The following is a 25,387-nucleotide window of genomic DNA, read 5'->3' on the forward strand; positions in this document are numbered from 1 at the left end:
AACATAAAACCCTTAAATAAAATATGGGTTTAAATCTTTATTTATGAAAAAAATATTTTCTAATATAAAAGGAGATGCTTTTGGCGGAATTACTGCTGGTATTGTAGCATTACCATTAGCTTTAGCTTTTGGAGTTTCTTCTGGATTAGGACCAAGTGCTGGTTTATATGGTGCCATTTTTATTAGTTTCTTTGCCGCTCTTTTTGGAGGAACAAGTACACAAATATCTGGTCCAACTGCACCAATGACAGCAGTAAGCATGGTTTTAGTAGCTGGACTTGTTGCTGCTAATGATGGAGACCTTTCTAAAGCACTACCAATAATCTTAACAATTTTCTTATTGGCAGGATTATTCCAAATAGGCCTAGGATTAATTGGTCTAGGAAAATACATTCGATACATTCCCTATCCAGTTGTTTCTGGTTTTATGACTGCCATTGGAGTTATTATTTTACTAACTCAAATTTTACCTTCTGTAGGTTACAATCCAAAAGAAGACACAGAGTTTGTTGCAAAATTTAAACCACATGCAGAAGAACTTCTTCTGGAAAACATTTTAAAAGAAGAAGCCGGAGAAGGTATTTTGGTGCTAGAAAATTTTAAAGAAACAATTACAAGAGCAGAAAAAATAACACCAGCAGAAATAGAAAAAGAAGCCCAAACTTTAGCTGCCAAAGAAGCTTCGGGAACGATTGGTGCAATAAAAGTGTTACCTAGAGCTTTACAAAATATTAATTGGTTAGAGTTTCTTCTTGCACTAGGAACAATATTTATTATATATGGTTTTAAACGAATAACCACCAAGGTTCCAAGCACCCTAGTTGCTCTAGTTATTGTTTCGGGGATTGCTGTAGGTTTTGGATTAGATTACAAAACCATTCAGGAAATTCCGAGTGGTATCCCAGAAATTAAATGGGAAATTTTTTCAGGATTTTCTTTATCCAATATTACACCATATATTTTTACAGCATTAACATTAGCTATTTTAGGAGCCATCGATTCTCTATTAACAAGTGTTGTTGCAGATAATATGACCAAAACCAAACACAACCCAAACAAAGAGTTAATGGGGCAAGGTGTTGGAAATAGTATTGGAGCTTTATTTGGAGGACTACCAGGTGCTGGAGCAACAATTAGAACTGTAGTAAATATTAATGCTGGTGGTAAAACCAAACTTTCGGGTATGATTGCTGGTATAATGCTATTAATAATTATGTTAGCATTAGCTCCTATTGCATCTAAAATACCTGCAGCTGTTTTGGCAGGAATATTAATTACCGTTGGTATTGGAGTAATGGATTATAAAGGTTTAAAAGCAATCCCTAGTTTGCCTAGAGACATAAAATTGGGACCAATAAAATTGAGTTCAGAAGTATTAATCATGCTTATCGTTTTATTACTTTCAACTTTTTGGGATTTAATTTATGCTGTTGGGATTGGTTTAGTTATCGCCTCTTTAATGTTTATGAAAAAAATAGGAGATTTAACTGCAGAACGCTCTGACGTAAAAACACTAAAAGAGGAAGCTTGGGAAGATGAAACAGGTTTTCCTAAAGATTTAAAAGAAGAGGTATTCATCAAACACATTAAAGGACCTTTATTTTTTGGCTCTACAAGTGATTTTCAAGCACTTTCTCTGCAAATTCCCGATACAGCATCAACAGTAATAATGCGTTTAGGAAGAATGCAATATATGGATCAATCTGGACTATACGCAATGGAAGACATGTTACAAGATTTAAAAACAAAAAACATAGATGTTTTATTTGTAAATTTATTACAACAACCTAGGTATATGATGGAGAGAATTGGAATTATACCTGACTTTATTCCACAAGAGCATATCTTTAAATCATTTAAAGATTGTGTAAGTTGGGCAAAACAAAACATCGAAAACAAACAATAAAAAAACATTATGAATTTAGATACAGTATTTAGTAATAACAAATCATGGGTAAAAGAGAAATTATCTCTTAATAAAAATTATTTTGAGGAATTAGGAAAAGGACAAAGTCCTGAATTATTATATATTGGCTGTTCAGACAGTCGTGCTACAGCAGAAGAACTAATGGGCGCAAAACCAGGAGAAGTCTTTGTACACAGAAATATAGCAAATATGGTTTCTGGTTTAGATTTAAACACCATGTCTGTTGTAGAATATGCCGTAGTTCACTTAAAGGTAGAGCACGTAATAGTGTGTGGACATTACGGTTGTGGAGGTGTTAAAGCCGCAATGCAATCTGCAGATTTAGGCATCCTAAATCCTTGGCTTAGAAATATTAGAGATGTTTATAGAATTCATTCAAAAGAGCTTAATTCTATTGAATGTGAAGAAAAGAAATATGAAAGGTTAGTAGAATTAAATGTAAAAGAACAATGTGTAAACTTAATTAAAACTGCTTCCGTACAAAAAGCATATAGAGATCATGGTTTAAAAGTACATGGTTGGATTTTTGATATTCACACAGGAAAACTAATTGATTTAAAAATAGATTTCGAGAAATATTTAGAAGATATAATGGAAATTTATCATTTAGATTAAAATAAAAAAACCCCAAGAAAATTTTCTTGGGGGTTTTATTTATTCAAAAATTTTCCTCTTTACCTTAGTTAATCTTCCTTCCCAAGTTCTTCCAGCAAGAGATGATGTATAATACACTTTTTTGCCACTAACTTTTGTGATTTTTATATGTAACCTTGTTCCCATTTTAAAAGGAAAATTTGGCAGTGTTGTTTCTTTAATCTCTAAATAATATTCGCAGTCAGAAACCCAATCAATATCAGACTTTATATAGTGAGCCATATTGTTGTGGTATTCTACATGCTTTTTATCTTTAAAAACAACCAAAACATCTTTTTTGGCATTTCTATAAGTAAACGTATTATTTTTTAATATAGAGCAATCTAAATTATCAAAAGACATTAATGCAAATAAGCTTAAGAAAGCTAGGGATATGTAAGTTTTTTTCATTAATATTTTTTTACTCTTCTGCAATTTACAAAAATTACTGTAATAGTTATATGTTTTTAATAAAGGTTTCTTCTACGACCCCTTCTTTAATAATCGAAGGAAAAATTGTTGGTGCTATTTTTTTAACTGGCTGATACAGAATCGATTTATCTAAAACCTCTTTATCTACAAAAGGAATTGTATCATTCATTTTACTAAAAAAAATAAAAACAACACTTAAAATTAATCCTATTTTTAAGGCACCAAAAACTCCTCCTAAAATTTTATTTATAATTCCTAAAGAAGCAAAGTCTGCCAATTTAGTTAGTGCTTTTCCTAATAATGCAATTACAATTATAATCACAACAAATGTTCCTGCAAAAGCTGCTAAAGAAATGTATTCTTCTTTCCAAGAAACAGATTCCTTTAAAAAATCTCCAATAAAATACGAAAAATGAATTGCTCCATAAACTCCACCAATTAAAGCAATCAAAGAAGCAACCTCCACAAAGAGTCCTTTCATTATTCCTCTAACAAAACCAAAAAGCAATAATGCTGCAATAATTATATCAAAAATATTCATTAAAATAATTTTATCAAACCTACATCTTTTTTTTACAATTTAAAAATAGGCATTGTATCTTTACACCTTTAAACAATTTACATGCAAAAAGTTATCAATCTTAAAGAAAAATGGGACTTACTCGTAAACAAATTAACAAAACAATTTGCGGATGGTGATGAATTAAATATGGATGGAATCATCTATTTAATTGGTGTCCAAGAATTAGGTCAAGGTAAGAGAACATTTAAAAAAGACGAAAAAGTAAACCTAATGCACATTGCAATTTGTAAACTTCTAGAACCATACGGTTATTATGAATTTGATTATTTTGATGATGATAGCTGGCCACATTACAAAATACTTACAGAATTACCCAACTTAAAACCAGGAGAACAAACTGTATTAATGAAAGAAGCAATTATTAATTATTTTGATGATTTAAACTACTTAAACTAAGTTACACTTATCTTTCTTATCATTTTAGACAAAAGTTTAGGGAAAAATCTTTTTGTATACACCCCTAATTTTTCTTTTGCACCAGCAATATTAACTTCTTCTTTTTTTCTTTGAATTGCTTTTGCCATCAATTTAGCAAAACGTTTTGGTGAAATTCCGTTTTCTGTAGCAACATCCATTTTTCCTTGTGAAGAACCATCACCCGTTAATGCGTTTTTAGAAACATTTGTATTTACAAAACCTGGACAAACCAAAGTAACATCAATATTATCTTTATAGTGTTCTGCTCGTAAACTATCAAAAAAACCATGCAGAGCATGTTTACTTGCAGCATAAGAAGAACGTAATGGAGTACCTATTTTACCAACAATACTTGTTGTAATAACAAATTGACCCTTCTTATTATTGATAAAATGTGGTAAAATGGATTTTGTTAAAGCAACAGTACCTAAATAATTAATATCCATAATTCTTTTATCCACAGAAATCTGTGTATCTTTCACTAGAGAGCGCTGACTTATTCCTCCATTATTTACCAAAATATCAACTTTACCAAAACAAGAAATAGCTTCATCAACTTTAATCTTAAAATTACTATAATTTTCTAGATCTAATGTTATGATTTTAACTTCATTAGAATCTTTACACTCTTGCTTTACAAACTCTAAAGCGTCTTTTTTTCTTGATGATAAAATTAAACGTGCATTTTGATGAGATAATTCTATTGCTAGTGCTTTTCCGATTCCCGAAGAAGCACCCGTTATCCAAACTACTTTATTAGTAAAAGACATTTTTGCGTTTTTTTGTGTTACAATATACCTAATTTGTAGCAGAAATAGTATTTTTGGTACGCTTCTTGAAAATAGTTCGTCAAGAACAAAAAAACAACTTTAAAACGATGAAAAAAATATTTGTACTTATATTCTTAATTTCTTCAATTACACAAGCTCAATACAATATAAAAGGAACAATAACCCCCGATTTAAAGAGTGATTGGGTGATTTTATATAAAATCGAAGGAGCCAAACAAATCTTTATAAAAAACACAAAAATTGAAGTAGATTCTATTTTAATTGATGATAAAAAGCAAGCTATTGGAAACTTTAATTTTACATTACCTAATGATGCAGCCCCTGGGGTTTACAGAGCAACTTATCGTTTAGAAGAACATGGTTATATAGATTTTATTTTTGATAAAGAAGATATCACATTTGTTTTTAACCCAGACTATCCAGACCAATCTGTATTGTTTTCTAAATCTAGTGAAAACATTTTTTACAAGCAGTATTTATCTGAAATTTCTAAAGCACAACAAACACTAGATTCTCTTCAAATTACGGCATTAAGAAACCCAAGTTTAGATTTAAAAAAAGATTATAAAACCGCTTTACAACAAGTAGAAAACATACAACAAGGCTATTTAACAGCTTCTAAAAACATGTATGTACAACCATTTATTAAGGCCACATTAAGAGCAAATCCTAAAGAAATAAAAACGTCTCCTAATGAGTACATGTCTAATATGGTTGCTACTTTTTTTGACAACATGGATTTTTCTAATAAAACACTTATCAACTCTTCTTTTTTAGTAGATAGAATTACAGATTATATTTTTTACATTAACTATTCTGACAATAAAGAAACACAACAAAAGTTATTTAAAAACTCTATTAAAACTGTTTTATCAAAAATTACAGATTTATCCTTTAAAAAAGATGTAATTGAGTTTTTAGTAACACAATTCGAAGAATCTAAAAACTTAGAACTGATTGGTGATCTTTTTGAAAATTATTATAAAAGATTACCAGAAAACATTCAAAATAAAAAATTTATAAATGAAAAACTATCTCTTTTTGCAACAGAAATTGGTAGTATAGCACCTGATTTTTCATGGAAAGAAAACAACAAAAATTATTCTCTTTCTAAATTAAATGATGCCGAAAATTATGTATTGGTTTTTTGGAGTACAGATTGCTCTCACTGTTTAAGAGAAATTCCTGAATTACATAAATTTATGCAGAAAAGCACAAAAACAAAAGTAATTGCTTTTGCTATGGAAAGAAATAATTCGACTTGGAATGAGATGAAAAAAACATTACCAAATTGGCATCATATTTTAGGTTTAAACAAATGGGAAAATAAAACTGCTAGAGTTTATAATATCAATGCAACTCCTACTTATTTTGTGTTAGACAACACAAAAAAAATTATTGCTAAACCCGATAATATTTCAGATGTAAAAGCTTTTTTAGAAAATAAATAAGAACAAAAAAAGATGAACTAAAACAATTCATCTTTTTAAATTACTTTCTCTTTTTATAATAAGAATTCGGCTCTTAATTAATCTATTACTGTAGATAGTTTAATTGTTTTTCCGCAATGTTTTGATGTTATTTTAAAAATCACTTTTCCTTTTTTCCCTTTATTTGCCCAACAAACTTCTTTTCCTGTATTACAACTGATACTAGTTTTAGAACCTTTATTAAGCGACACAAAACCTGAGCCAGTATAAATACTTACTTTTTGCTTGGTGTCATTAATCAGTTTAAAACTTCCACCTATTGTTAATTCGGTGTTTACTTGATTACCTTCTTGAGTGTTTTGAGTTTTAGATAAACACAACATTCCAAACAGGCTTAATGTTATTAATAATACTTTCATTTTTTTTTATGTTTTAATTAAAAACTGTAATAGTCATTTATTAAGATTTATGAGTTCATAGAAAAATCTCGTTAGAATAAATACTAACGAGATTTTTGTTTAAACAGTTACTGTTTTACAAATCGTTTTTTAATCCTATTTCCTTTTGCATCTTCAACCATAATTAAATACACACCTGTATTTAAATTAGATGTATCAATTGTTTTTAATTTGGTTGTTAAAACTTTGGCTCCTATTATAGAATAGATGGTTATCTGTTTTATATTATTCTTCATCTCAATATTTAATATTGATGAAGTTGGATTTGGAAATATTGAAAAATCAATCTTATTTTCATCAGAAACTCCTGCCGTTGTACTAAAAGTTGCCGTAATATTTTTATCAGAATCTATAGTTATGCTTAAAGGGTTATTTGTACCTGTTGCATCAACAGACCAATCAACAAATCCATAACCTGCGTCAGGAGTTGCTGTCAAAGTTACAACTGTTCCTTCTGCATAGTTTCCATTAGGAGATGAACCGTTTGCTAATGTTACTGTTCCACCTCCAACAATCGTTACATTTAACGCTCTTTGAATTGGACTAAAAATAGCTGTAATATTTTTGTCTGTATCCATTGTAATTGTTAATGGATTGGTAGTTCCTGTTGCGTCACCAGACCAACCGTCAAATTGATAACCTGCATCAGGAGTTGCTGTTAAAGCTACTGTTGCTCCATCTGCATAGGTTCCGTTAACTGGATTTGGATTTGTAGCAACTATTCCGTTTGTTGCTGCTAGTGTTAAAGTTCTATTTATAATTGCTGTTGCATCAAATTCATAAGCACCAATATCTACAGTTGTATTAAGAACTCTATTATTTCCTGCTACATCTATGGTAATATTTCCTGGTAATTTAGAATTATCTCCTGCGTCAATTGCTGGCGAACCTGCTAATAAGCCATAATCATTTCCTAGCATTGGGTCTAAATTGGTTGAGCTATAATGCCCTCCTTCTACAATATTATTTGCAAAAGTTGCTGATCCTCCATTTGAACTCGTAATATTAATTGAAGTAGTTCCACCGTTATTATAAATGATTGAATTATAAAAATAAACAGGATAACTACTTGCGCTATTTAAGTTTATGGTTACAGCTTTGTTATTAGTAGAATTATTATTCGCAATAGTTGTATTTATAACAGATACAAATGCAGAAGGATTAGTACCACCAGCCCCACTACTAATTAATAATGCAGAAGATTTATCTGTAGTACCATTGCTATTTCCTGTAATTAAAGAATTTACTATTGTACCATAACTTTTAATATTATATTGTTGACTTCCTGTATAGGCAATATTAGCAGAACTTGCAGAATAATTATCTCTTATAATACAACTTTCAAAATCTACATGAGATTGTGTTCCTAAATCACCACAAGGACTAAACCTACCTAATACAGTATAATATTTACCTGTATTTTTTTCTAAAATACAGTTGGTAATTTTCATATATACTTTATAGTTTTCTCCTTCTGGATTTGAATATATAGCTGCACCAACTCTATGATCATACTGACTTGCAGAAGCTGTAGAGCAACTAGCGCTTAAGCTTCCATTTGAGTTTCCTCCTGTTATAATAAATCCATTTAACTCTCCTCCTTCAGCAAAATTTCCCTTAACAGTTATAACATGATATGCATTATCTTGTCTAGTAGGTTCGGTATCTAAAATAGAATTATTATCATCTCCATTTAAATCTCCTGATAAAATGGTCGGATTCGCATTAATATCCCTTTCAGAAAAGATGGTTTCTGTACCATTAAACCCTCCGTAAATTTTTTGTTTTTTGTTTAGGCTAAATGTTGATAATCTACCACTACCTGCTGGCTTATAAATACCTTTGGCAACCCATATAGTTTTTGTTGCTGCTGTATTACTTATTGCAGTTTGCAAATTGGTGTACGCATTTGCCCAAGAAGTTCCATCATTATTTCCTGTAGCGTTACTATCTACAAAAGCAGGTCCTTCAATAAAATTAGCCGTAACAGACTTATCTCCATCCATTATAACCGTTGTTGTTTTTGTATTGGACGAAACATCTCCTGTCCATGAACTAAATTGATAACCCGCATTTGGAACTGCTGTTACTTCTACGGGTGTTCCATAATCGTAGGTTCCATTTACAGGATTTGGATTTGTTGTTACACTACCATTTACAGCTGTAGTTGTTAACGTTTGTTGAGCGTTAATAAATACTGCTGTAATATTTTTATTCGTATTCATAGTAACTGTTAATGGGTTGGTTGTACTTGTAACATCTCCTGTCCATGAACTAAATTGATAACCGGTATCTGGTGTTGCTGTTAGCTCTACACTTGTTAAAGCCGTAAAAACGCTACCACTTGGATTGTTTGTAACACTCCCATTGGTTGCGTTGGTTGTTAAAGTATAATCTACCGGTGTAGAAGCACCAAACTCATAAACACCTAAATCTACAGTTGTATTAAATATTCTTGAATTACCTAATAAATCAATAATATTATTTGTAGAAATCTTAGAATTATCACCAGTATCTATTGCTGGTGAAGCTGCCTGTAATGTAAAATCATTATTTGCTGCATCTGTAAATAATGGATCTGCAGTACTCGTATTTGTTAAATTAGCTGCTGTTAATTTAGAAAAACCATCTTCATCTATAGAATTAACAGCTGTAATATTACCTAATTCAGCACCACTAAGTTGTGTTATAGAGTTTGCTATTGCTCCACCAGAAATAGTATTATTCCAAAAAACACTATTAGCAACCTCCATGTTTATTGTCCCTCCATATTCTGCAGATGCACCAACAGTTGCTCTTGTAAAGTTACTCATAGAAGTATGCGTACCTATATCATTATTATTAGTGTAGGTGTTATTGCTTAAACTTGCATTTACAATTGTACTACTGTTACCAATTGCTCTTATCCAACCTGCACTTCCGGCGATTCCGTTATTACTTCCGCTTAAATCTTTAGTTTCATTATTACTAAATAAAGAGTTGCTTATATTAAATGTAAACGTACCAGATGTTCTTGCCCAAGCACTAAAAGCAGTACAAAGACGTGCAAGGTTATTATCAAAAATACAGTTTCCTATAACTAAAGATCCAACTCCAGATGTAGTATATTCTGCATAAATACCTGCAGCATTATATGCTAGATTATTCTTTATAGTACAGTTTTTTACAACAAGTGTTTTTACAGCTTTTGCTTTAAAAATAGCTGCGCCAGCTGCATTGTCTCCAGAGCTATTTGCTACTCCGTTTGCAATAGTAAGACCATCTAAAATTGCTCCATTATTATTTACCTCTACAACATGATACGCATTATCTGTTCTTAAAGTTCCTGTAATTGTACCGGCATCATTTGCTAATAAATCTCCAGATAAAATAGTTTCGTTAGTCCTAAAATCTCTTTGTTGTAAAGTAGTTTCTGTTCCGTTAAAACCACCATATAACTTTACATTTAAGTTATCAATTATAAAACTTGCATCCCTATCAGAAACTCCAGGAATATAAGTTCCTTGGGCAATCCATATTTCTTGGTCGTCTTCTAAAACAGCAATAGCATCTTGTAAATCTGAAAATGCATTTACCCAAGAACTTCCATCATTATTACCTGTTGCAGTTACGTTTACAAATATTTTACCTTTGGTTCTTGTTTCTTTAGGGCTAGACCAGGAAGACCAAACTGTAGAACTACATTTGCTTCTAACATAAATATTGTAATAATTACTTGCTGTTAAACCTGTTATACTTTGTGAATTCCCGGAAACATATCCGTTTAAAGGAATAATAGTTGCCGTAGAAAATGGTTGTCCTTTTAATGCATACGCTAATTCATAATCGCCACTATTTGCCAAAGTAATATCAAACGAAGTTTCTGTGTTATTTGAAACTGTAATATCTGTTGAAGCTAAAGGAAAACAAAAGTTATTAATTGTACCTATTTGATCTATTTCTGAAGCAGATAATATTTTATTGTAAAATAAAATATCGTCTAAATTATCTTGATATTGATTTGCAGTTGATAAAGTATTATTAGCATTACTTGCAATTTTAAGGTTTGTATTTGCATTTATTGGAATGTTAAAATAATAAAAAGAATGGTATGCAAGACTATCTCCTTTTTTTTCTCCATCGATAAATAAATCTAACCAAATTTGGGTAGAATCGAAACTACCATTATACACAGTATTTGTTTTTATAGTTGCTACAATATGATGCCAACCACCGTCTGCAATAAACTCTGTAGATAAAGCTCCTTGAGTTCTATCTACTAAAGTACCTACGCTAAAATGTTTTTCTCTATATTTTGTTGAAATCCCTATTTTACCATCTCTTAAATAGATGTAATAACCATAATCACTAGTGTTTCGGTCATCAATTATAGTTTTTATATCCGCAGAATTGGTGTCTGTTTTCACCCAAAAACTTATCGATAATTCTTGTGCCCAGTTTAAATCTGATCTTGTTAAATAATCACCATTTAAACCCACAGCATTATTTGTTGTGTTAACTCTATCATCTTCTGTGGTAAGCGCAGTTCCTGTTTGTGTAAAATTTACACCATTTGCGCCATCTGTAAAAGCACCATTTGTAAATGAATATTCGCCAACTAAACCATTTGTTGGTATTTGACCGAATGCCAAACTACTCACAAAAAGCAGCAATAATAGTAATCTTGTTTTCATAATAAATTTATTTTTTTGGTTATGAAAACAAATTTTACACTAAAAAAGGGTTTAGTTTGGATTGAATTTCTGAAAAGCTATTTTCAATTGCTGAAGTTTATCCAATATTCTGTACAATCGTTAAAAACTCTTCTTTTTTATCTTTTGAAATGGAAACAGTTTCATTATTATCCATAATAATATAACCACCATCTTTTTTATAATATTCTTTAATATATTTTAAGTTGATTAAATAAGAACGATGTGGTCTATAAAAAGTAGGAATTGCATCTAACAACTCCACAAAATGTTTTAGTGGTTTGCTAATTAATATTTGAGGTGTATTTATTATACTCACTTTTGTATACATACCATCTGCTTTTAGCAAAATAATATCTTCGAAATTTACAAATTTAATTCCGTCTGCAATTGGCAATCCTATTTTTTTAAAATTCGCCGACTTTAAACTTTTCTGTAATTCGATTAGTTTTAGATTAATATGAGATTTCCCAAAATTTATTATTGCTTTTTCTACCGCTTCCATCAATTTATTGGTGCGCAATGGTTTTAATAAATAATCTATCGCAGAAAGTTCAAAAGCCTGAATTGCATATTCACTATAAGCTGTAGTAAAGATAATCTCAAAATTATGAGTTGATTTATCTATAAAATCAAAAATTTCTAATCCAGAATGTTCTGGCATTTCTATATCTAAAAAAACAATTTTTGGCTGTTCTTTTTTAATTATTTTAACACCACTTAATAAATCTTCTGCTTTGAATATTGAGGTGATTTTTGGGCAATTTTCTCTTATTAAAACTTCTAGTAAGTTTCTAGCTTTAGGTTCGTCGTCTATAATTACTACTTTCATAATTTAAAGGGTTGTAAAGGGGATGCTAATAGTTACTTGAGTACCTACTGGGTTATTATCTTCAAACAAATCTGTAATAATTACACCGACTTGCTTTTCTTTTCCATAGTTTAATAATGCTAAACGATCTTCGGTTGCTTTTGTAGCGAAAGGTTTGTGTTTTTTATAGCTTCTTGCTTTAAATTTTTCTGCCTTTTCTCTACCTACACCATTATCTATTATAATACATTTAACAACATTTGTTTTATCATTAATATGAAAATTAACTTTTAAAACTCTATTTATTTTACGGTGTAATAAACCGTGTTTTAATGCATTTTCTACATAAGGCTGTATAAGCATTGTTGGGATATTTATATCTGATGGATGTAAATTTCCATAAGAAACAATGGTATAATTTAACTTCTCTTCAAAACGAAGTTTCTCTAACTCAAGGTACATTTCTAAACAATCAATTTCTTCTTGTAAAGTAATATTCCCTTTTATGCTATGATTAAGGTATGTTCGAATTAAATTGGCAAATTTGCCTAAATATTCACTTGCTAATTTTTTCTGATTTAAAATAATATACTCTTGAATAGAATTTAATGCATTAAAAATAAAATGCGGATTCATCTGAGAGCGCAAGTTTTCTAATTTTAAAGCAATTAATTCTTTGTCTAACGACAATTGTTTTACCTCAACTAAACGCTGCTGTTCTTCCTTTCTTATTTTTCTTCGGTAATACAAAATGATGGATACAAATACAAAAACAACTGCACCAGAAATAAACCACCATGTTTTCCAAAAAGGGTTTTTAATTGAAAAATTAAGTGCTGCTATTTTATTTTTAATTTGTGTTTCAGTTAAAACAGGTTGTACTTGAAATGTATAATCACCTGCTGGTAAACTATTGTATTTTACACTTGTTTCTCCAATAGCAGTAGTAATCCAATTTTTATTAAAACCTAGTAACCTGTATTTATATTTTCCTTTTTTATTAAATTTTAATCCATTTACATTAAAACTAAATTTAATAGCATTTTGATTGTACCCTAGTTTATAATTCGCTGCTAATTTGGTTTCTTTTTCATTTATTTCAACTTCTGTAAAATAGACTTCTACGGCCTTTTGTTCTTTAAATGCATTTTGTTTATCAACAGAAAATAAGCCTTCACTAGATGAAAAAACAACTTTATCTTTCATAATTTCTATTCCAGAAATATCATAAGAAATAATACCATCTCTTTTTGTTAAGGTTTTAAAAATATTTGTTTTAGTATCTAATAATTGAATCCCCGCATCTGTTGCTATCCACAAATTATTATGATCTGCTTTAATTTTTTCAATTCTATTAGAAACCAAGCCATTTTTAGTTGTAAAATGATGTGTTACTGTATCGTTTTTTAAACCAAAAATACCGTCTTTAAAAGTGGCAACCCATAAAATACCATCTTTAGTATCTGTAATAGACAAGCCGTAAATAGGTTTATTATTATACGTTATAGTTTTTGAGCTCCGTAATGAATCATTTTTAACCAAACCATCTACATAGGCAATGTAAATAGATTTATCTTTTTTATGATAAAAGGAAGTGTATGGGCGTTTATTAGTATAGATATATTTTAGCTTTTTAAAGTTGCCTTCTTTTAATAAATAAGTGTTTTTATGATCTACAATATGCACATCGTTATTCTCTAAAATTAAAAAATTTTTAACTGAAGAAACTTTAAAAACATCTTTTAAAAGACCTGTTTTATGATCTAAAACATAACCATTAATATCTTTACCAATATAACTTAGTTCTTTTCTAGGATTATATTTTATTGCCGAAACTCTAGATTTGTTAGGCATAACAATGGTTGTTTCTGTATTGGTATGTATATTATATAAACCAACGTTACCATTATTGGAGCCAAAATAAAGTGTATGATCATCTATTTTATCTAAAACACTTATCCCTTTAGAAGCTTCTGAGATGGCATATTTTTCAATATAAATATTAGGCACTACATAAACCCCGTTATTTAAAGTAATAAACCAAAAATTTCCATCTTTATCTGTAATAGTCTTTGTTACATTTTTCCCTTTTAAGAACTGCCTTTCTTCTTTAAATTTATTGTTAACCCAATTGTAAACCCAAACACCGTTGGTTGTCGAAAACCATATTTGATCATCCTTGTTGAGAACATCATAAATTTGTTCTTTTTCTACTCCTTTTAAATTTTCTAATTTTGTTGCTTTTTTTTCTAAAAAATTAATTTTAAAAAACGTGTTTATTTTACCACGAACCTGGTTGATAAATAAAAGAGAATCTATTTTAAACACTTTTGTTCTTCCTTCAACTAACTTTGATTCGTTCTTACCTTTTATTGAAAATTTTTCTTTAAGATCATATTTATTATTAAATACACTTATAGAATCTATACTAGCAATAAACATTTCCTTTTTTATTGAAATTGGTTGGCTTATTGCTGTATTAAAAGCATGTTCTTTCTCTATTAATTTAGTGTTTTTGTTGATATAATAAATAACCGATTGACTAAATACAATTAGATGCTCTTTTTCTACTTTAAAAAAAGTAAGTTCTCCTTTTAAAACTAGACTTAAATCAATAAAAGTATTTAGTTTACCTTCTTCAACATAAAAAAACTGACCACTTATATTATTACACCAAATACGGCCTTCATTATCTTCTAAAAGATTAAAAACAGAATGTCCTTTTTTTTCTTTATTTGTGTAATTTTTAAAAGTTTTTCCATCGTAACGAAATAAACCTTTATCAGCACAAAGCCAAATAAAGCCTTGTTTATCTTCTATAATATTGTAGAATTCTTTGTCTGGCAAACCATCTTTTTCTGAAAGATGAATAGCTACAGGTTCTTGCGAAACAATAGGAATATAATAAAGTACTACTAAAAAAGTAACTAAAAATCTAAACAAGGCCTTATGTATTTGATCAAAAATACAATTTAATGCTTTTTATTTTTAGTTTAATTTCTAAAACCTTGTTTATAGTTTCTAAAGCGTAGCCTGTTCTTCTTAAAAAGATAGAAAAGCATCTTTTAAATGCTCTATTTTTATTTTATTCTTTTGATGAATGATTGCAATAATATCAAAACGGACTTCTACATCTAAATCTTTTTCGCTTACATAATAATCAATAGCAGAAAGTAATAGTTTTATTTTTTTAGGGTTTACAAAGTCTTGAGGATTTCCAAAATAATCTGTAGATCTTGTTTTTACTTCTACAACAGCTAAAACACCTTTTTTTAGAGCAATAATATCAACCTCTGCTTTTAAAAATCGATAATTTTTTTCAAGAATTGTATAATCGTTTTTAATTAAAAAATCAATTGCTAATTCTTCTCCTTTTTTACCAAGTTCGTTATGAGTTGCCAATTTGGTTTTTTGTTTAAAAGTAGAAAATATAATTAAATCAAAAATTAATCAAATTCTAAAGAAGATTGTTGACCTGAACTTTTAACCGTTAATACTGCTTTTCTACCAAAAATCAAAGCTCTATTATCCGGCTTATGTCCTGCAGGAAAATCAAACATTACAGGAAAATCATATTCTTTAACAACATCTAAAACAAGTTCTTCAATTGTATATCCCCAATCGGTTGAGTTTTTCTTGATATTAGAAATATCGCCAATAATTAAACCTGTACAATGATTAAAATATCCCGCTCTTTTTAAACTTTGTAACATTCTATCAATACTGTATTTATATTCACCTACTTCTTCTATAAAAATAATCTTTCCATTAGTATCTGTTTGACTTTTAGAGCCTAACATAGAAGCCAATAACGCAAGGTTTCCTCCTACTACTTGTCCTTCAGCAATTCCTGTTTTATTATACGTAGAAGACGGAATTGTGTACGTTAATTGATCTCCAAAAAGTGCTTTTTTAAAGCTAGATATTGTTTCTATAATTAATTCTGGATCATCATCTACACTCGTACCCATCATAGCGTGCATGGTTTCTACACCTAAATTGTGAATATGACTATGAAAAGCTGTAATATCTGAATACCCAATAATCCATTTTGGATGTTGTAAAAAAGTAGTATAATCTAACTTGTCTAAAACTCTAACAGAACCATATCCTCCACGTCCAGACCAAATTGCTTTTATATTTGGATTATCTAATGCTTTTTGCAAATCTTCTGTTCTTTCTTCGTCTGTACCTGCAAAATGACTGTGTTTATTAAAAATATGTTTTCCTAAAACTACTTTTAAACCCCAACTCTCTGCCAATTCTTTTGCTTTTTCAATGGTTTCTTGACGATGTGTTAAGATTCCTGCTGGTGCCAGAATTACAATGCTATCACCTACCTTTAAATATGGAGGTGTCACCAATTTAGTTATTTCACTTGTACTTTTTTCTACTTTAGACTGTGCAATTGTTTTACAATTCATCATTAAAAGTGATATAAATAATAAACTAAAAAGATTCTTTTTACTCATAATACTAGTTTTTGTAAATGTATTAATTTTCAGTGGTTTTTAAAACTCGGATTTTTGTACTTTTGTCACGCAAAAATCAAACCACAAATAAAATCAAGGAAAATTCTATGAATACTCCAAAAAGATATACTATTACAGCAGCTTTACCATACACAAACGGGCCAATACATATTGGTCATTTAGCAGGTGTTTATGTTCCTGCAGATATTTACGCGCGTTATTTACGCTTAACAGGTAAAGATGTTGCCTACATTTCTGGTTCTGATGAACATGGAGCTGCCATACCAATGAGAGCTAAAAAAGAAGGAGTTTCTCCCCAAGTTATTATCGATAAATATCATGGAATGATTAAAAAATCTTTTGAAGATTTTGGTATTTCATTTGATAACTATTCTAGAACTTCCTCTAAAATTCATCATGAAACTGCCTCTGATTTTTTTACAAAATTGTATAATGATGGCGAGTTTATCGAAGAAGTTTCTGAACAATTGTATGATGAAGAAGCAAATCAGTTTTTAGCAGATAGATTTGTAGTAGGAACTTGCCCTAAATGTGGTTTCGAAGAAAGTTATGGAGATCAATGTGAAAGTTGTGGAACAAGTCATAATGCAACCGATTTAATCAACCCAAAATCTGCCATTACAGGAAACACACCTACTTTAAAAGAAACAAAACATTGGTTTTTACCTTTAAATAAACACGAAGCTTTTTTACGTGAATGGATTATAGAGGGTCATAAAAAAGATTGGAAACCCAATGTTTACGGACAAGTAAAAAGTTGGGTAGAAGATGGTTTAAGACCAAGAGCTGTTACCAGAGATTTAGATTGGGGAATTCCGGTTCCATTAAAAGATGCGGAAGGAAAAGTCTTGTACGTTTGGTTTGATGCACCAATTGGTTACATTTCATCAACCAAAGAATGGGCAGCAAGAGAAGGAAAAAACTGGGAAGATTATTGGAAAAAAGACGATACAAAATTGGTTCATTTTATAGGAAAAGACAATATTGTTTTTCACTGTATTATTTTTCCGGCCATGTTAAAAGCACATGGAGATTATATTTTACCAGATAATGTACCTGCCAATGAATTTTTAAATTTAGAAGGTAATAAATTATCGACGTCTAAAAACTGGGCAGTTTGGTTGCATGAGTATTTAGAAGAATTTCCAGATCAGCAAGATGTTTTGCGCTATACCTTAACAGCAAACGCCCCAGAAAGTAAAGACAACGATTTTACTTGGAAAGATTTTCAGGCTAAAAACAACAACGAATTGGTTGCTATTTTTGGTAACTTTATTAATAGAGTTGTGGTTTTAACCAACAAATATTACGAGGGAATTGTACCTGCACCAAATGATTTTACAGAAGTAGATGAAGATGTTTTAGCAGCTGTAAAAGAGTTTCCGAATATTATTGGTAAGTCTATAGAAAGATACCGATTTAGAGAAGCTAGCCAAGAATTAATGAATTTAGCAAGACTTGGTAACAAGTATTTAGCGGATGAAGAACCTTGGAAAGTTATAAAAGTTGATGCAGCACGTGTACAAACAATTATGTATGTTGCTTTGCAAATTTCTACAGCATTGGCAGTAGCTTCTAAACCATTTTTACCGTTTACTTCGGATAAATTAAAAGGAATTTTAAATATTGATGACTCGCTTTCTTGGACAGATGTTACCGAAAAAGATGTTTTATTACCTGCAGCTCATCAAATAAACAAAGCAGAATTGTTGTTTTCTAAAATTGAAGATAAAACAATTGATGCTCAGATAGAAAAATTAGAAGCAACTAAAATTGCCAACGAGCAAGAAAATAAAGTAGTAGAACCACAAAAAGAAACCATAGAGTTTGATGATTTTACAAAACTAGATATTAGAATTGGTACTATTTTAGAAGCAGAAAAAGTGGCTAAAACTAAAAAGCTATTAAAATTAAAGGTTGATGTTGGTATAGATACAAGAACCATTGTTTCTGGTATTGCAGAAAGCTTTAATCCAGAAGATATTATTGGCCAACAAGTTTCTGTTTTGGTTAATTTAGCGCCAAGAAAAATTAGAGGTGTAGAAAGCCAAGGAATGATTTTAATGACGGATACCCCTGATGGTAAATTAGCTTTTGTAGAGCCAGAAAAAGCCGTTAAAAACGGACAACAAGTAAGTTAATACTTAAAGAAATACAATTATTTTAAAAGCCATTAGTTTTCAAATGAAAATTAATGGCTTCTTTTTTTTAATTAAATAAGAATTAGTTGGTAAACATTACATTTCTTTATAAAAACAAACTAATTGGTACAATAATTGATATTGTTTTTAAAACAAACAATATGATAGAAATATTACCTAACAAAAAGTTTACTGTAACATTATATTGTCTGATTTTCTCGATCTTTTTGTCCTTTGGACAAAGTAGTGCCAATCAAAATATTGATAGTATTATTTATAAAAACACACAGCAAAATTATAAAGAAACCGTCTATTCTCATTTAAATAAATCTATCTATATAAAAGGAGAAGAAATGGGGTTTACCTCTTATGTAATTAACAAAAAAACAAAAAAACCTTCTCTTTTAACCACCAATCTTTACGCTGTAATTACAGACAAAGACGACACCGTTATAAAAGAAAAACTTTTTAAAGTTGAAAACGGAATTGCTTCTGGAAGTTTTCTATTAGATTCTCTTTTTACTACTGGAATTTATAAGGTTAAAACTTATACCAACTGGATGTTAAACTTTAAAGAACAAAATTACTTTGTTGGAACAATTAAGGTAATTGATTCTAACAAACCTCTCAAAAACAACAACATCATAGAAAATGATGAAATTGACATTCAATTTTTACCTGAAAGCGGTACTTTTCTATCTAACATTAACAACACAATAGGTATTATTGCAAAAGACACTTTAGGTTATGGAATTCCTAATATTTCTGGAGAAATTCTAGAAAACAACTCCGTTATAAGAAAGTTTCAATTAAATAATTTAGGAATAGGAAGGGCTTCATTTACTCCAAAAAAAGGCAGTTTTTATTCTGCAATTATAAATTTTAATGGAAAAAAAATAACTAAAACAATAAACACTCATACCAAAGAAAAAGGTATTTTAATAAAACTCTCTAAAACAAAAAAAGAGGTTTTTGTTGCTTTGGCTACCAATAAAAATACTTTATCAAAAATTAAAAAAAAGAATTATTTTTTAGTGTTTCAAAACAAAGGAGAACTAAATAAACTAAAAATTCAGTTTCAAAACAACACAACTATCATTCAAAGAATAAACCTTAATGATTTAGCTTATGGAATAAATATTTTTACTCTAATCGATGAAATGAACAATCCTATAGCAGAAAGAATGTTTTTTAATTATAAAGGGTTACCAATTTTAAATTTTAATCAATCTTCAATAAAAAAGGTAAAAGATTCTTTAAAGGTTTCTTTTAAATTTGACAATAAAAATAATTTTAAGAATAACAACATTAGTGTTTCTATACTTCCAAAAGAAACTAAGTCGTACAACAAAAACTCAAATATTATTTCTCAAACACTATTAACCCCCTATTTAAAAGGGGTTGTAGAAAATGGAAGTTATTACTTTAAAAATATTAACAACCAAAAAGAATACGATATTGATAATCTATTGATTACCCAAGGATGGAGTAGCTTTGATTGGAAAGAAGTCCGAACTGAAAATAAGAAGCAAATACATCAATTTGAAAAAGGAATATCTATAAAAGTAAACATTCCAAATATTGAAAAAGAAAGCCATTATTTAATACATCATTTATCAAATAGAAATGGAAATATTTTAAGTTTTCAAGAAGAGGTTAAATCTTTTCAACTGTATTCTTATTTCCCCATGGATAATGAAAATCTATTTATTTCTAAAATAGGAAAAAAGAACAAGCTTGTAGAACCTTCTTTATATGTTCAATATTTTCCTAATCATATTCCTAAATTAAATACATCAACAAGAAAATTCTTAATTCCTAAAAACCTTTATAATACTAGCGAAAAAGAAATTGAAAACTATTACCCTAATTTTTATGCTTTAAATAGCTCTAATACTCTAGATGAAGTTATTATTAAAACAAACCTAAAAGAACAAAGAATTGAAAAAATAAAAAATCAATCTATGGGGCGGGTTCATTTTTTAAATGATTTTGACAGAAACTCTACACTTGCAAATTTTATAGGTTTTAAACCTGGTATTTTCGCCTATGATGATTTCAATACAGGAGAAATTGTAGCGATTAACCGAGCACAAAACTCTCCAATTGCTTTTTTCTTAGATGGTTTTCTAGTACCCGATAAGCGTATGTTGTTCTATTATAACCTTTATGATGTTGAGTACATAGACATTAATTTACGAGACATGTCTGGTGGTTTAGCTTACGGAACCGGGGGTGTTATTAGAATAAAAACAGATCCATTATTAAATGTTAAAAATAAAAAAACTGTAAGAAAATTAAAATTTCCAATTACTTTTAGTAGCGCTAAAAAGTTTTATGTGCCAAAATATAAGAACTATCAAAACTCCTTTTATAAAAATTATGGTGTTATAGATTGGCTGCCTAAAAACAAAATTACAGAAGACGGAATTTTAAATGTAGTGTTTAAGAATAATAAACAAAATTATGTAAGTTTATTTGTTGAAGGAATAACAACTGATGGTAAATTCATTTCAAAAGAAATAACAGTTGACACAGAATAAACAACAATTTTTAATCTATTGAACTTAAAATACAACCCTATATTTCTACTATTTAGAAAAACAATAATTTAAAGATAGATTCTTTTTAGGATAAATTAGTTTTTGTAAAATCTAAAAAAGATATAATAACTGCGTTTTAATACTAAAAAAAACATTGCTTTAACAGGTAATTGTTCCCATTTAAAGTACTTAAGCATGTACTTGTCGAATTACTACAAATATACTATGCGTGCATAGTATATTTGTGTGCTGTTAAAAAGAAAACTTTATTCCCCCTGTGCAGCTTAGGCTGTAGAATTGCAAAAATCTTAATTGATTTTTGTAATTCTTTTACAACAAACCACTTACCGCTTTCAAAATAAAATTACTCTATAATTCATTTATAAAAGGTTGGCTGTAAATTCTTTTCCCTAAAGCTATATTTATTGCGTTAGCAACTGCACCTCCCGCTGGTGGTAAACCAGGTTCTCCTAAGCCTGTTGGAGATAAATTGTTTTCTACAAAATGAACGGCTACTTTAGGAGTTTCTTGCATTCTTATTAATCTATAGGTATTAAAATTTTTATATTTTGGTTTTCCTTTATTAAAAGAAAAATCTGCATACATAGCGTGCCCAATTCCATCTATAACGCCCCCTTCAACTTGATTTCTTGCTCCTGTAGGATTTATTACAACCCCACAATCTACCGCAACTGTTACTTTTTTAACAATAGGAAAGCCTTCTTTTAAAACAATTTCTGCAATTTCTGCAACATGTGTATTATGGCTATAATAAGCAGAAAAACCTTGGAAAACTCCTTTTTCTACTTTCCCCCAATTCCCTTTTTCTTTGACTAACTTAATTGTATCTTCCATTCTTTTCCCTGAATATTCTATCCTTTTGTCAGTAGTGTTTTTTACATTTTGTAATAAATCTAAACGTAATTGAAGGGCGTCAATATTTAATTCTAAAGCCAATTCATCAAAGAAACTTTGTTCTGCAAATGCTAAAAAATTAGTATAAGGTGCTCTCCAAGCTCCGGTAGTAATATTGCTTTTGTAATTACTTGTTTCTACCTTAAAATTAGGAATACAACCGGCAGGAAAGAAATTAGGAATTAAGCCATACATATTTCCATTAATTGCAGCTTCTTTTAAATGGTATCCTGTTATTTTTCCATCTTTAATTGCAGCTTTTATTCTGTATTTTATTGCAGGACGATAAACCCCCATGGTCATATCATCTTCTCTTGTAGAAATTAATTTCACAGGTTTTTTAATTGCACTTGAAATTTCTGCTGCTTCATATACAAAATCGCCATACAATCTTCTTCCAAAACCTCCACCCATTCTTGTCATTTCTACAGAAACACGATCTAAGTCTACATTTAACATATCTGCAACCACTTTTGCTGCATATTCTGGAGTTTGAACAGGTCCAACTAAATGTACTTTTTCTGAGCTAACATTGGCATAAAAATTCATTGGTTCCATACAATTATGAGGCAAAAAAGGAGAGTGATATGTTTTCTCAATTACTTTATCAGCGTTTATGAAAGCCTTTTTTATATTTCCATCTTCTCTTCTTACGTCAAACTTATTCCCTTCTAAAATTTTAGTTAAAATTGTATCATGATCTTCTGTAGACTCTAGTTTTGAATCTTGTTTCCAAGTTGCAGAAAGAGCTTTTTTCCCTTTTATGGCAGCCCAAGTATTTTTGGCAACTACCACTACTTTATCGGTTTCAGACATTACAAATGTCCAATCATTTTTACCAGAATTTATATAGTCTCTTACTTTACCACCAATGGTAATCACATCAATTACTCCTTTCACTTTCTTTGCTTCCGTAGCATCAAAACTATCTAATACTTGACCAAAAGCTGGAGGTCTTAAAACAGTTGCATATAACATATCTGCTGCTTTATAATCCAATCCAAAAAGAGGTTTTCCGGTAATAATCTTATCAATATCTACATTTACTATTTCTTGTCCAATGATTGTAAAATCTTTAGCCTCCTTCAATTTTACATTTTCTGGAACCTCTAATAAAGCTGCTTCTTTTACAACATCTCCATATCCTAGTTGATCGCCATTTGCATTTGTAATAATTCCTTTTGAAGCTTTACAGGTACTTGCATCAACGTTCCACTTTATAGCAGCTGCATTTACTAACATCTGTTTAGCCGTTGCTCCTGTTTGCCTTAAAGCATCCCATCCAAAGCTAATGGATTGACTTCCACCAGCAAGTTGTCTTTGAAAATTTTTAGTGTCTAACGTAGCTTGCACTACATTTACTTTGCTCCATGCTACATCTAATTCTTCTGCAATAATCATTGGCATAGATGTTTTTACACCTTGGCCAATTTCTGGATTTGGCGAAAAAAGAGTAACATATCCTTCATCTGAAATTTTTATAAAAGCATTAAAATCATTAAAGTTTAAACTTTTAATATCTACAGGCATTACAGCTTCTGGTTTACAGGCTGTAAGTAAATTAAAACCAATTAACATTCCACCACTTGCTAAAACTGATGTCTTTAAAAAGTTTCTTCTGCTAAAGTTATATTTATTTTGAGATTCCATTTTGTGACGTTCTTTTTAATTAAGACATTTTTTCTGCGGCAACTTTTACAGCTTTTTCAATTCTATTGTATGAAGCACATCTGCAAATATTACCATGCATTGCTTCTCTTATTTCTTCTTTAGAAGGGTTTTTATTTTCTGCTAAAAAAGCAGAAGCAGTCATAATTTGTCCTGCTTGACAATAGCCGCATTGAGGTACATCTATTTCTTTCCATGCTTCTTGAACAGGATGCTTCCCATCTTCTGATAGACCTTCTATTGTAGTAATTTTAACATCATCTAAAAAAGAAACTTTCATTTGACAACTTCTAGTAGCAACTCCATCTATATGTACAGTACAAGCTCCGCATTCTGCAATACCGCAACCAAACTTTGTCCCAATCAAATTCAATTCATCTCTTAAAATCCATAACAAAGGGGTATCGGCATCTGCGGTAACCACTCTTTTTTTTCCATTAATATAAAGTGTGTAATTTAACATAAGTAGCTAATTTTGAATTTGATGTTGTAAGTTACAAAAAAATAGTACTAATTTTTCGTTTGCTAAAAATTTGAAAGTTAATTAACAATAAAAAAAGCCACTTTTAAAAAGCAGCTTTTTAATTTTCACAAAACTATACGCAAACTATTTTGTTCCTAACATCAACAACTCATTACAAACTACTTCTGTAATGTATTTTTTTTCTCCTTCCTTAGTTTCATAACTTCTAGAAGTTAATTTTCCCTCAATAGCAACTTCACTTCCTTTTTCTAAATATTTTTCAACAATTTCTGCTGTTTTATTCCAAGCAACAATATTATGCCATTGCGTGTCTGTTACCTTTTCGCCTTGGGCGTTTTTATAAGTTTCATTTGTTGCTATAGAAAATTTAGCCAGTTTTTTACCACTATCTAAAGTGATGATTTCCGGATTATTTCCTAGGTTTCCAATTAACTGTACTTTGTTTCTTAACGTACTCATAAGATAAGTTTTTAAATTATTATTTGTTTTTGTCAATTCGTTTTGACACTGCAAAATTACGACAGCATTAAAGTTTTATTCGGTTACAAAACAATTACTTTCGTATGTAATTGTTTGTAGTCGTTTGTAAACGGATAATTTTATTTATATTTGAAATATGGATACAAGACAATGTTTAGAATGTAATGAGCCTGTAAAAGGTAGAATAGACAAGAAATTTTGCTCTGATTATTGTAGAAACGCATATAATAACAGGGTAAATAAAGACAGTAAAAATTTAATTAGAAACATCAACAATCGTCTTAGAAAAAATTATAAAATTTTATCTGAATTAAATGTATCTGGAAAAACAAAAGTTACTAGATCTAAATTATATGATAGAGGTTTTGATTTTCAATTTTTTACATCGCTTTATAAAACCAAAACAGGAAACACTTATTTTTATATTTATGACCAAGGGTATTTACCTTTAGAAAATGAAACATTTTTATTAATAAAAAAAGAAACTTAA

Annotated in this window: 19 protein-coding genes; 7 read left to right on the forward strand and 12 right to left on the reverse strand. The window is 29.7% G+C overall.

The genetic code is table 11. The features are described from left to right. The first annotated feature begins 43 nt into the window (after window positions 1-43). A complete protein-coding gene (locus MC378_RS12425) occupies window positions 44-1,906 on the forward strand; it encodes a SulP family inorganic anion transporter (RefSeq protein ID WP_242179085.1) in 1,863 nt (620 codons plus the stop codon). A gap of 9 nt (window positions 1,907-1,915) precedes the next feature. After that, a complete protein-coding gene (locus tag MC378_RS12430; RefSeq protein ID WP_242179086.1) occupies window positions 1,916-2,542 on the forward strand; it encodes a carbonic anhydrase in 627 nt (208 codons plus the stop codon). A gap of 39 nt (window positions 2,543-2,581) precedes the next feature. On the opposite strand, the gene MC378_RS12435 is transcribed toward MC378_RS12430, so the two are convergent. Further along, a complete protein-coding gene (locus tag MC378_RS12435; protein ID WP_242179087.1) occupies window positions 2,582-2,971 on the reverse strand; it encodes a hypothetical protein in 390 nt (129 codons plus the stop codon). A 46-nt stretch (window positions 2,972-3,017) separates the two neighbouring features. Then, window positions 3,018-3,533: a CvpA family protein gene (locus MC378_RS12440; RefSeq protein ID WP_242179088.1), complete on the reverse strand. Its 516-nt coding sequence runs from the start codon at window positions 3,531-3,533 to the stop codon at window positions 3,018-3,020. Between the two features lie 81 nt (window positions 3,534-3,614). On the opposite strand from MC378_RS12440, the gene MC378_RS12445 reads away from it, so the two are divergent. After that, a complete protein-coding gene (locus MC378_RS12445; protein WP_242179089.1) occupies window positions 3,615-3,971 on the forward strand; it encodes a hypothetical protein in 357 nt (118 codons plus the stop codon). Here MC378_RS12445 and MC378_RS12450 read toward each other — a convergent pair. Beyond that, a complete protein-coding gene (locus MC378_RS12450) occupies window positions 3,968-4,762 on the reverse strand; it encodes an SDR family oxidoreductase (protein ID WP_242179090.1) in 795 nt (264 codons plus the stop codon). The two genes, MC378_RS12445 and MC378_RS12450, sit on opposite strands and share 4 nt — an antisense overlap. Before the next feature lie 107 nt (window positions 4,763-4,869). Between MC378_RS12450 and MC378_RS12455 the strand changes: the two genes are divergently transcribed. After that, entirely contained in the window at window positions 4,870-6,234 is a 1,365-nt protein-coding gene (locus MC378_RS12455; RefSeq protein ID WP_242179091.1) for a TlpA disulfide reductase family protein, read from the forward strand. A gap of 77 nt (window positions 6,235-6,311) precedes the next feature. Here the strand turns inward: MC378_RS12455 and MC378_RS12460 are convergent, their stop codons facing one another. The 6 genes from MC378_RS12460 to MC378_RS12485 all read right to left on the reverse strand — a co-directional run bounded on the left by MC378_RS12460 (window position 6,312) and on the right by MC378_RS12485 (window position 16,645). Beyond that, on the reverse strand, window positions 6,312-6,632 hold the full coding sequence (locus tag MC378_RS12460; RefSeq protein ID WP_242179092.1) for a hypothetical protein: 321 nt from the start codon (window positions 6,630-6,632) through the stop codon (window positions 6,312-6,314). Window positions 6,633-6,739: 107 nt separating this feature from the next. Continuing rightward, a complete protein-coding gene (locus tag MC378_RS12465; RefSeq protein WP_242179093.1) occupies window positions 6,740-11,344 on the reverse strand; it encodes a T9SS type A sorting domain-containing protein in 4,605 nt (1,534 codons plus the stop codon). Between the two features lie 97 nt (window positions 11,345-11,441). After that, a complete protein-coding gene (locus MC378_RS12470) occupies window positions 11,442-12,194 on the reverse strand; it encodes a LytR/AlgR family response regulator transcription factor (RefSeq protein WP_242179094.1) in 753 nt (250 codons plus the stop codon). A 3-nt stretch (window positions 12,195-12,197) separates the two neighbouring features. After that, a complete protein-coding gene (locus MC378_RS12475) occupies window positions 12,198-15,116 on the reverse strand; it encodes a sensor histidine kinase (protein WP_242179095.1) in 2,919 nt (972 codons plus the stop codon). A gap of 99 nt (window positions 15,117-15,215) precedes the next feature. Further along, a complete protein-coding gene (locus tag MC378_RS12480) occupies window positions 15,216-15,575 on the reverse strand; it encodes a YraN family protein (RefSeq protein WP_242179096.1) in 360 nt (119 codons plus the stop codon). Between the two features lie 44 nt (window positions 15,576-15,619). Then, window positions 15,620-16,645 carry a S66 peptidase family protein gene (locus tag MC378_RS12485; protein WP_242179097.1) on the reverse strand — a complete coding sequence of 342 codons (1,026 nt, stop codon included), beginning with the start codon at window positions 16,643-16,645 and terminating at the stop codon, window positions 15,620-15,622. Window positions 16,646-16,737: 92 nt separating this feature from the next. On the opposite strand from MC378_RS12485, the gene metG reads away from it, so the two are divergent. Both metG and MC378_RS12495 read left to right on the forward strand, forming a co-directional pair. Next, a complete protein-coding gene (gene metG, locus MC378_RS12490; protein ID WP_338048450.1) occupies window positions 16,738-18,807 on the forward strand; it encodes a methionine--tRNA ligase in 2,070 nt (689 codons plus the stop codon). A 161-nt stretch (window positions 18,808-18,968) separates the two neighbouring features. Further along, window positions 18,969-21,350 (forward strand): hypothetical protein, encoded by a 2,382-nt coding sequence (locus MC378_RS12495; RefSeq protein ID WP_242179099.1) that lies wholly within the window; start codon window positions 18,969-18,971, stop codon window positions 21,348-21,350. Window positions 21,351-21,719: 369 nt separating this feature from the next. On the opposite strand, the gene MC378_RS12500 is transcribed toward MC378_RS12495, so the two are convergent. The 3 genes from MC378_RS12500 to MC378_RS12510 form a co-directional block, all read right to left on the reverse strand. Then, window positions 21,720-23,915 (reverse strand): xanthine dehydrogenase family protein molybdopterin-binding subunit, encoded by a 2,196-nt coding sequence (locus tag MC378_RS12500; RefSeq protein ID WP_242179100.1) that lies wholly within the window; start codon window positions 23,913-23,915, stop codon window positions 21,720-21,722. 19 nt (window positions 23,916-23,934) lie between these two features. Next, window positions 23,935-24,396, reverse strand: coding sequence for a (2Fe-2S)-binding protein (locus MC378_RS12505; protein WP_242179101.1), 462 nt, complete (start codon window positions 24,394-24,396; stop codon window positions 23,935-23,937). A gap of 144 nt (window positions 24,397-24,540) precedes the next feature. Continuing rightward, window positions 24,541-24,876 carry a single-stranded DNA-binding protein gene (locus MC378_RS12510; RefSeq protein ID WP_242179102.1) on the reverse strand — a complete coding sequence of 112 codons (336 nt, stop codon included), beginning with the start codon at window positions 24,874-24,876 and terminating at the stop codon, window positions 24,541-24,543. A 157-nt stretch (window positions 24,877-25,033) separates the two neighbouring features. Here MC378_RS12510 and MC378_RS12515 point away from each other — a divergent pair, with 157 nt between their 5' ends. Next, the gene (locus tag MC378_RS12515) at window positions 25,034-25,387 is read left to right on the forward strand and encodes a hypothetical protein (protein WP_242179103.1); all 354 of its coding nucleotides are present in this window, start codon (window positions 25,034-25,036) and stop codon (window positions 25,385-25,387) included.

Source organism: Polaribacter marinus (assembly GCF_022662535.1).
Lineage (GTDB): Bacteria > Bacteroidota > Bacteroidia > Flavobacteriales > Flavobacteriaceae > Polaribacter > Polaribacter marinus.

Bases quoted from the DNA above. Each gene is read 5' to 3' on its own strand.
- MC378_RS12425 (WP_242179085.1), top strand. From the start codon at position 44: ATGAAAAAAATATTTTCTAATATAAAAGGAGATGCTTTTGGCGGAATT.
- MC378_RS12430 (WP_242179086.1), top strand. From the start codon at position 1,916: ATGAATTTAGATACAGTATTTAGTAATAACAAATCATGGGTAAAAGAG.
- MC378_RS12435 (WP_242179087.1), bottom strand. From the start codon at position 2,971: ATGAAAAAAACTTACATATCCCTAGCTTTCTTAAGCTTATTTGCATTA.
- MC378_RS12440 (WP_242179088.1), bottom strand. From the start codon at position 3,533: ATGAATATTTTTGATATAATTATTGCAGCATTATTGCTTTTTGGTTTT.
- MC378_RS12445 (WP_242179089.1), top strand. From the start codon at position 3,615: ATGCAAAAAGTTATCAATCTTAAAGAAAAATGGGACTTACTCGTAAAC.
- MC378_RS12450 (WP_242179090.1), bottom strand. From the start codon at position 4,762: ATGTCTTTTACTAATAAAGTAGTTTGGATAACGGGTGCTTCTTCGGGA.
- MC378_RS12455 (WP_242179091.1), top strand. From the start codon at position 4,870: ATGAAAAAAATATTTGTACTTATATTCTTAATTTCTTCAATTACACAA.
- MC378_RS12460 (WP_242179092.1), bottom strand. From the start codon at position 6,632: ATGAAAGTATTATTAATAACATTAAGCCTGTTTGGAATGTTGTGTTTA.
- MC378_RS12465 (WP_242179093.1), bottom strand. From the start codon at position 11,344: ATGAAAACAAGATTACTATTATTGCTGCTTTTTGTGAGTAGTTTGGCA.
- MC378_RS12470 (WP_242179094.1), bottom strand. From the start codon at position 12,194: ATGAAAGTAGTAATTATAGACGACGAACCTAAAGCTAGAAACTTACTA.
- MC378_RS12485 (WP_242179097.1), bottom strand. From the start codon at position 16,645: ATGAGTAAAAAGAATCTTTTTAGTTTATTATTTATATCACTTTTAATG.
- MC378_RS12495 (WP_242179099.1), top strand. From the start codon at position 18,969: ATGATAGAAATATTACCTAACAAAAAGTTTACTGTAACATTATATTGT.
- MC378_RS12500 (WP_242179100.1), bottom strand. From the start codon at position 23,915: ATGGAATCTCAAAATAAATATAACTTTAGCAGAAGAAACTTTTTAAAG.
- MC378_RS12505 (WP_242179101.1), bottom strand. From the start codon at position 24,396: ATGTTAAATTACACACTTTATATTAATGGAAAAAAAAGAGTGGTTACC.
- MC378_RS12510 (WP_242179102.1), bottom strand. From the start codon at position 24,876: ATGAGTACGTTAAGAAACAAAGTACAGTTAATTGGAAACCTAGGAAAT.
- MC378_RS12515 (WP_242179103.1), top strand. From the start codon at position 25,034: ATGGATACAAGACAATGTTTAGAATGTAATGAGCCTGTAAAAGGTAGA.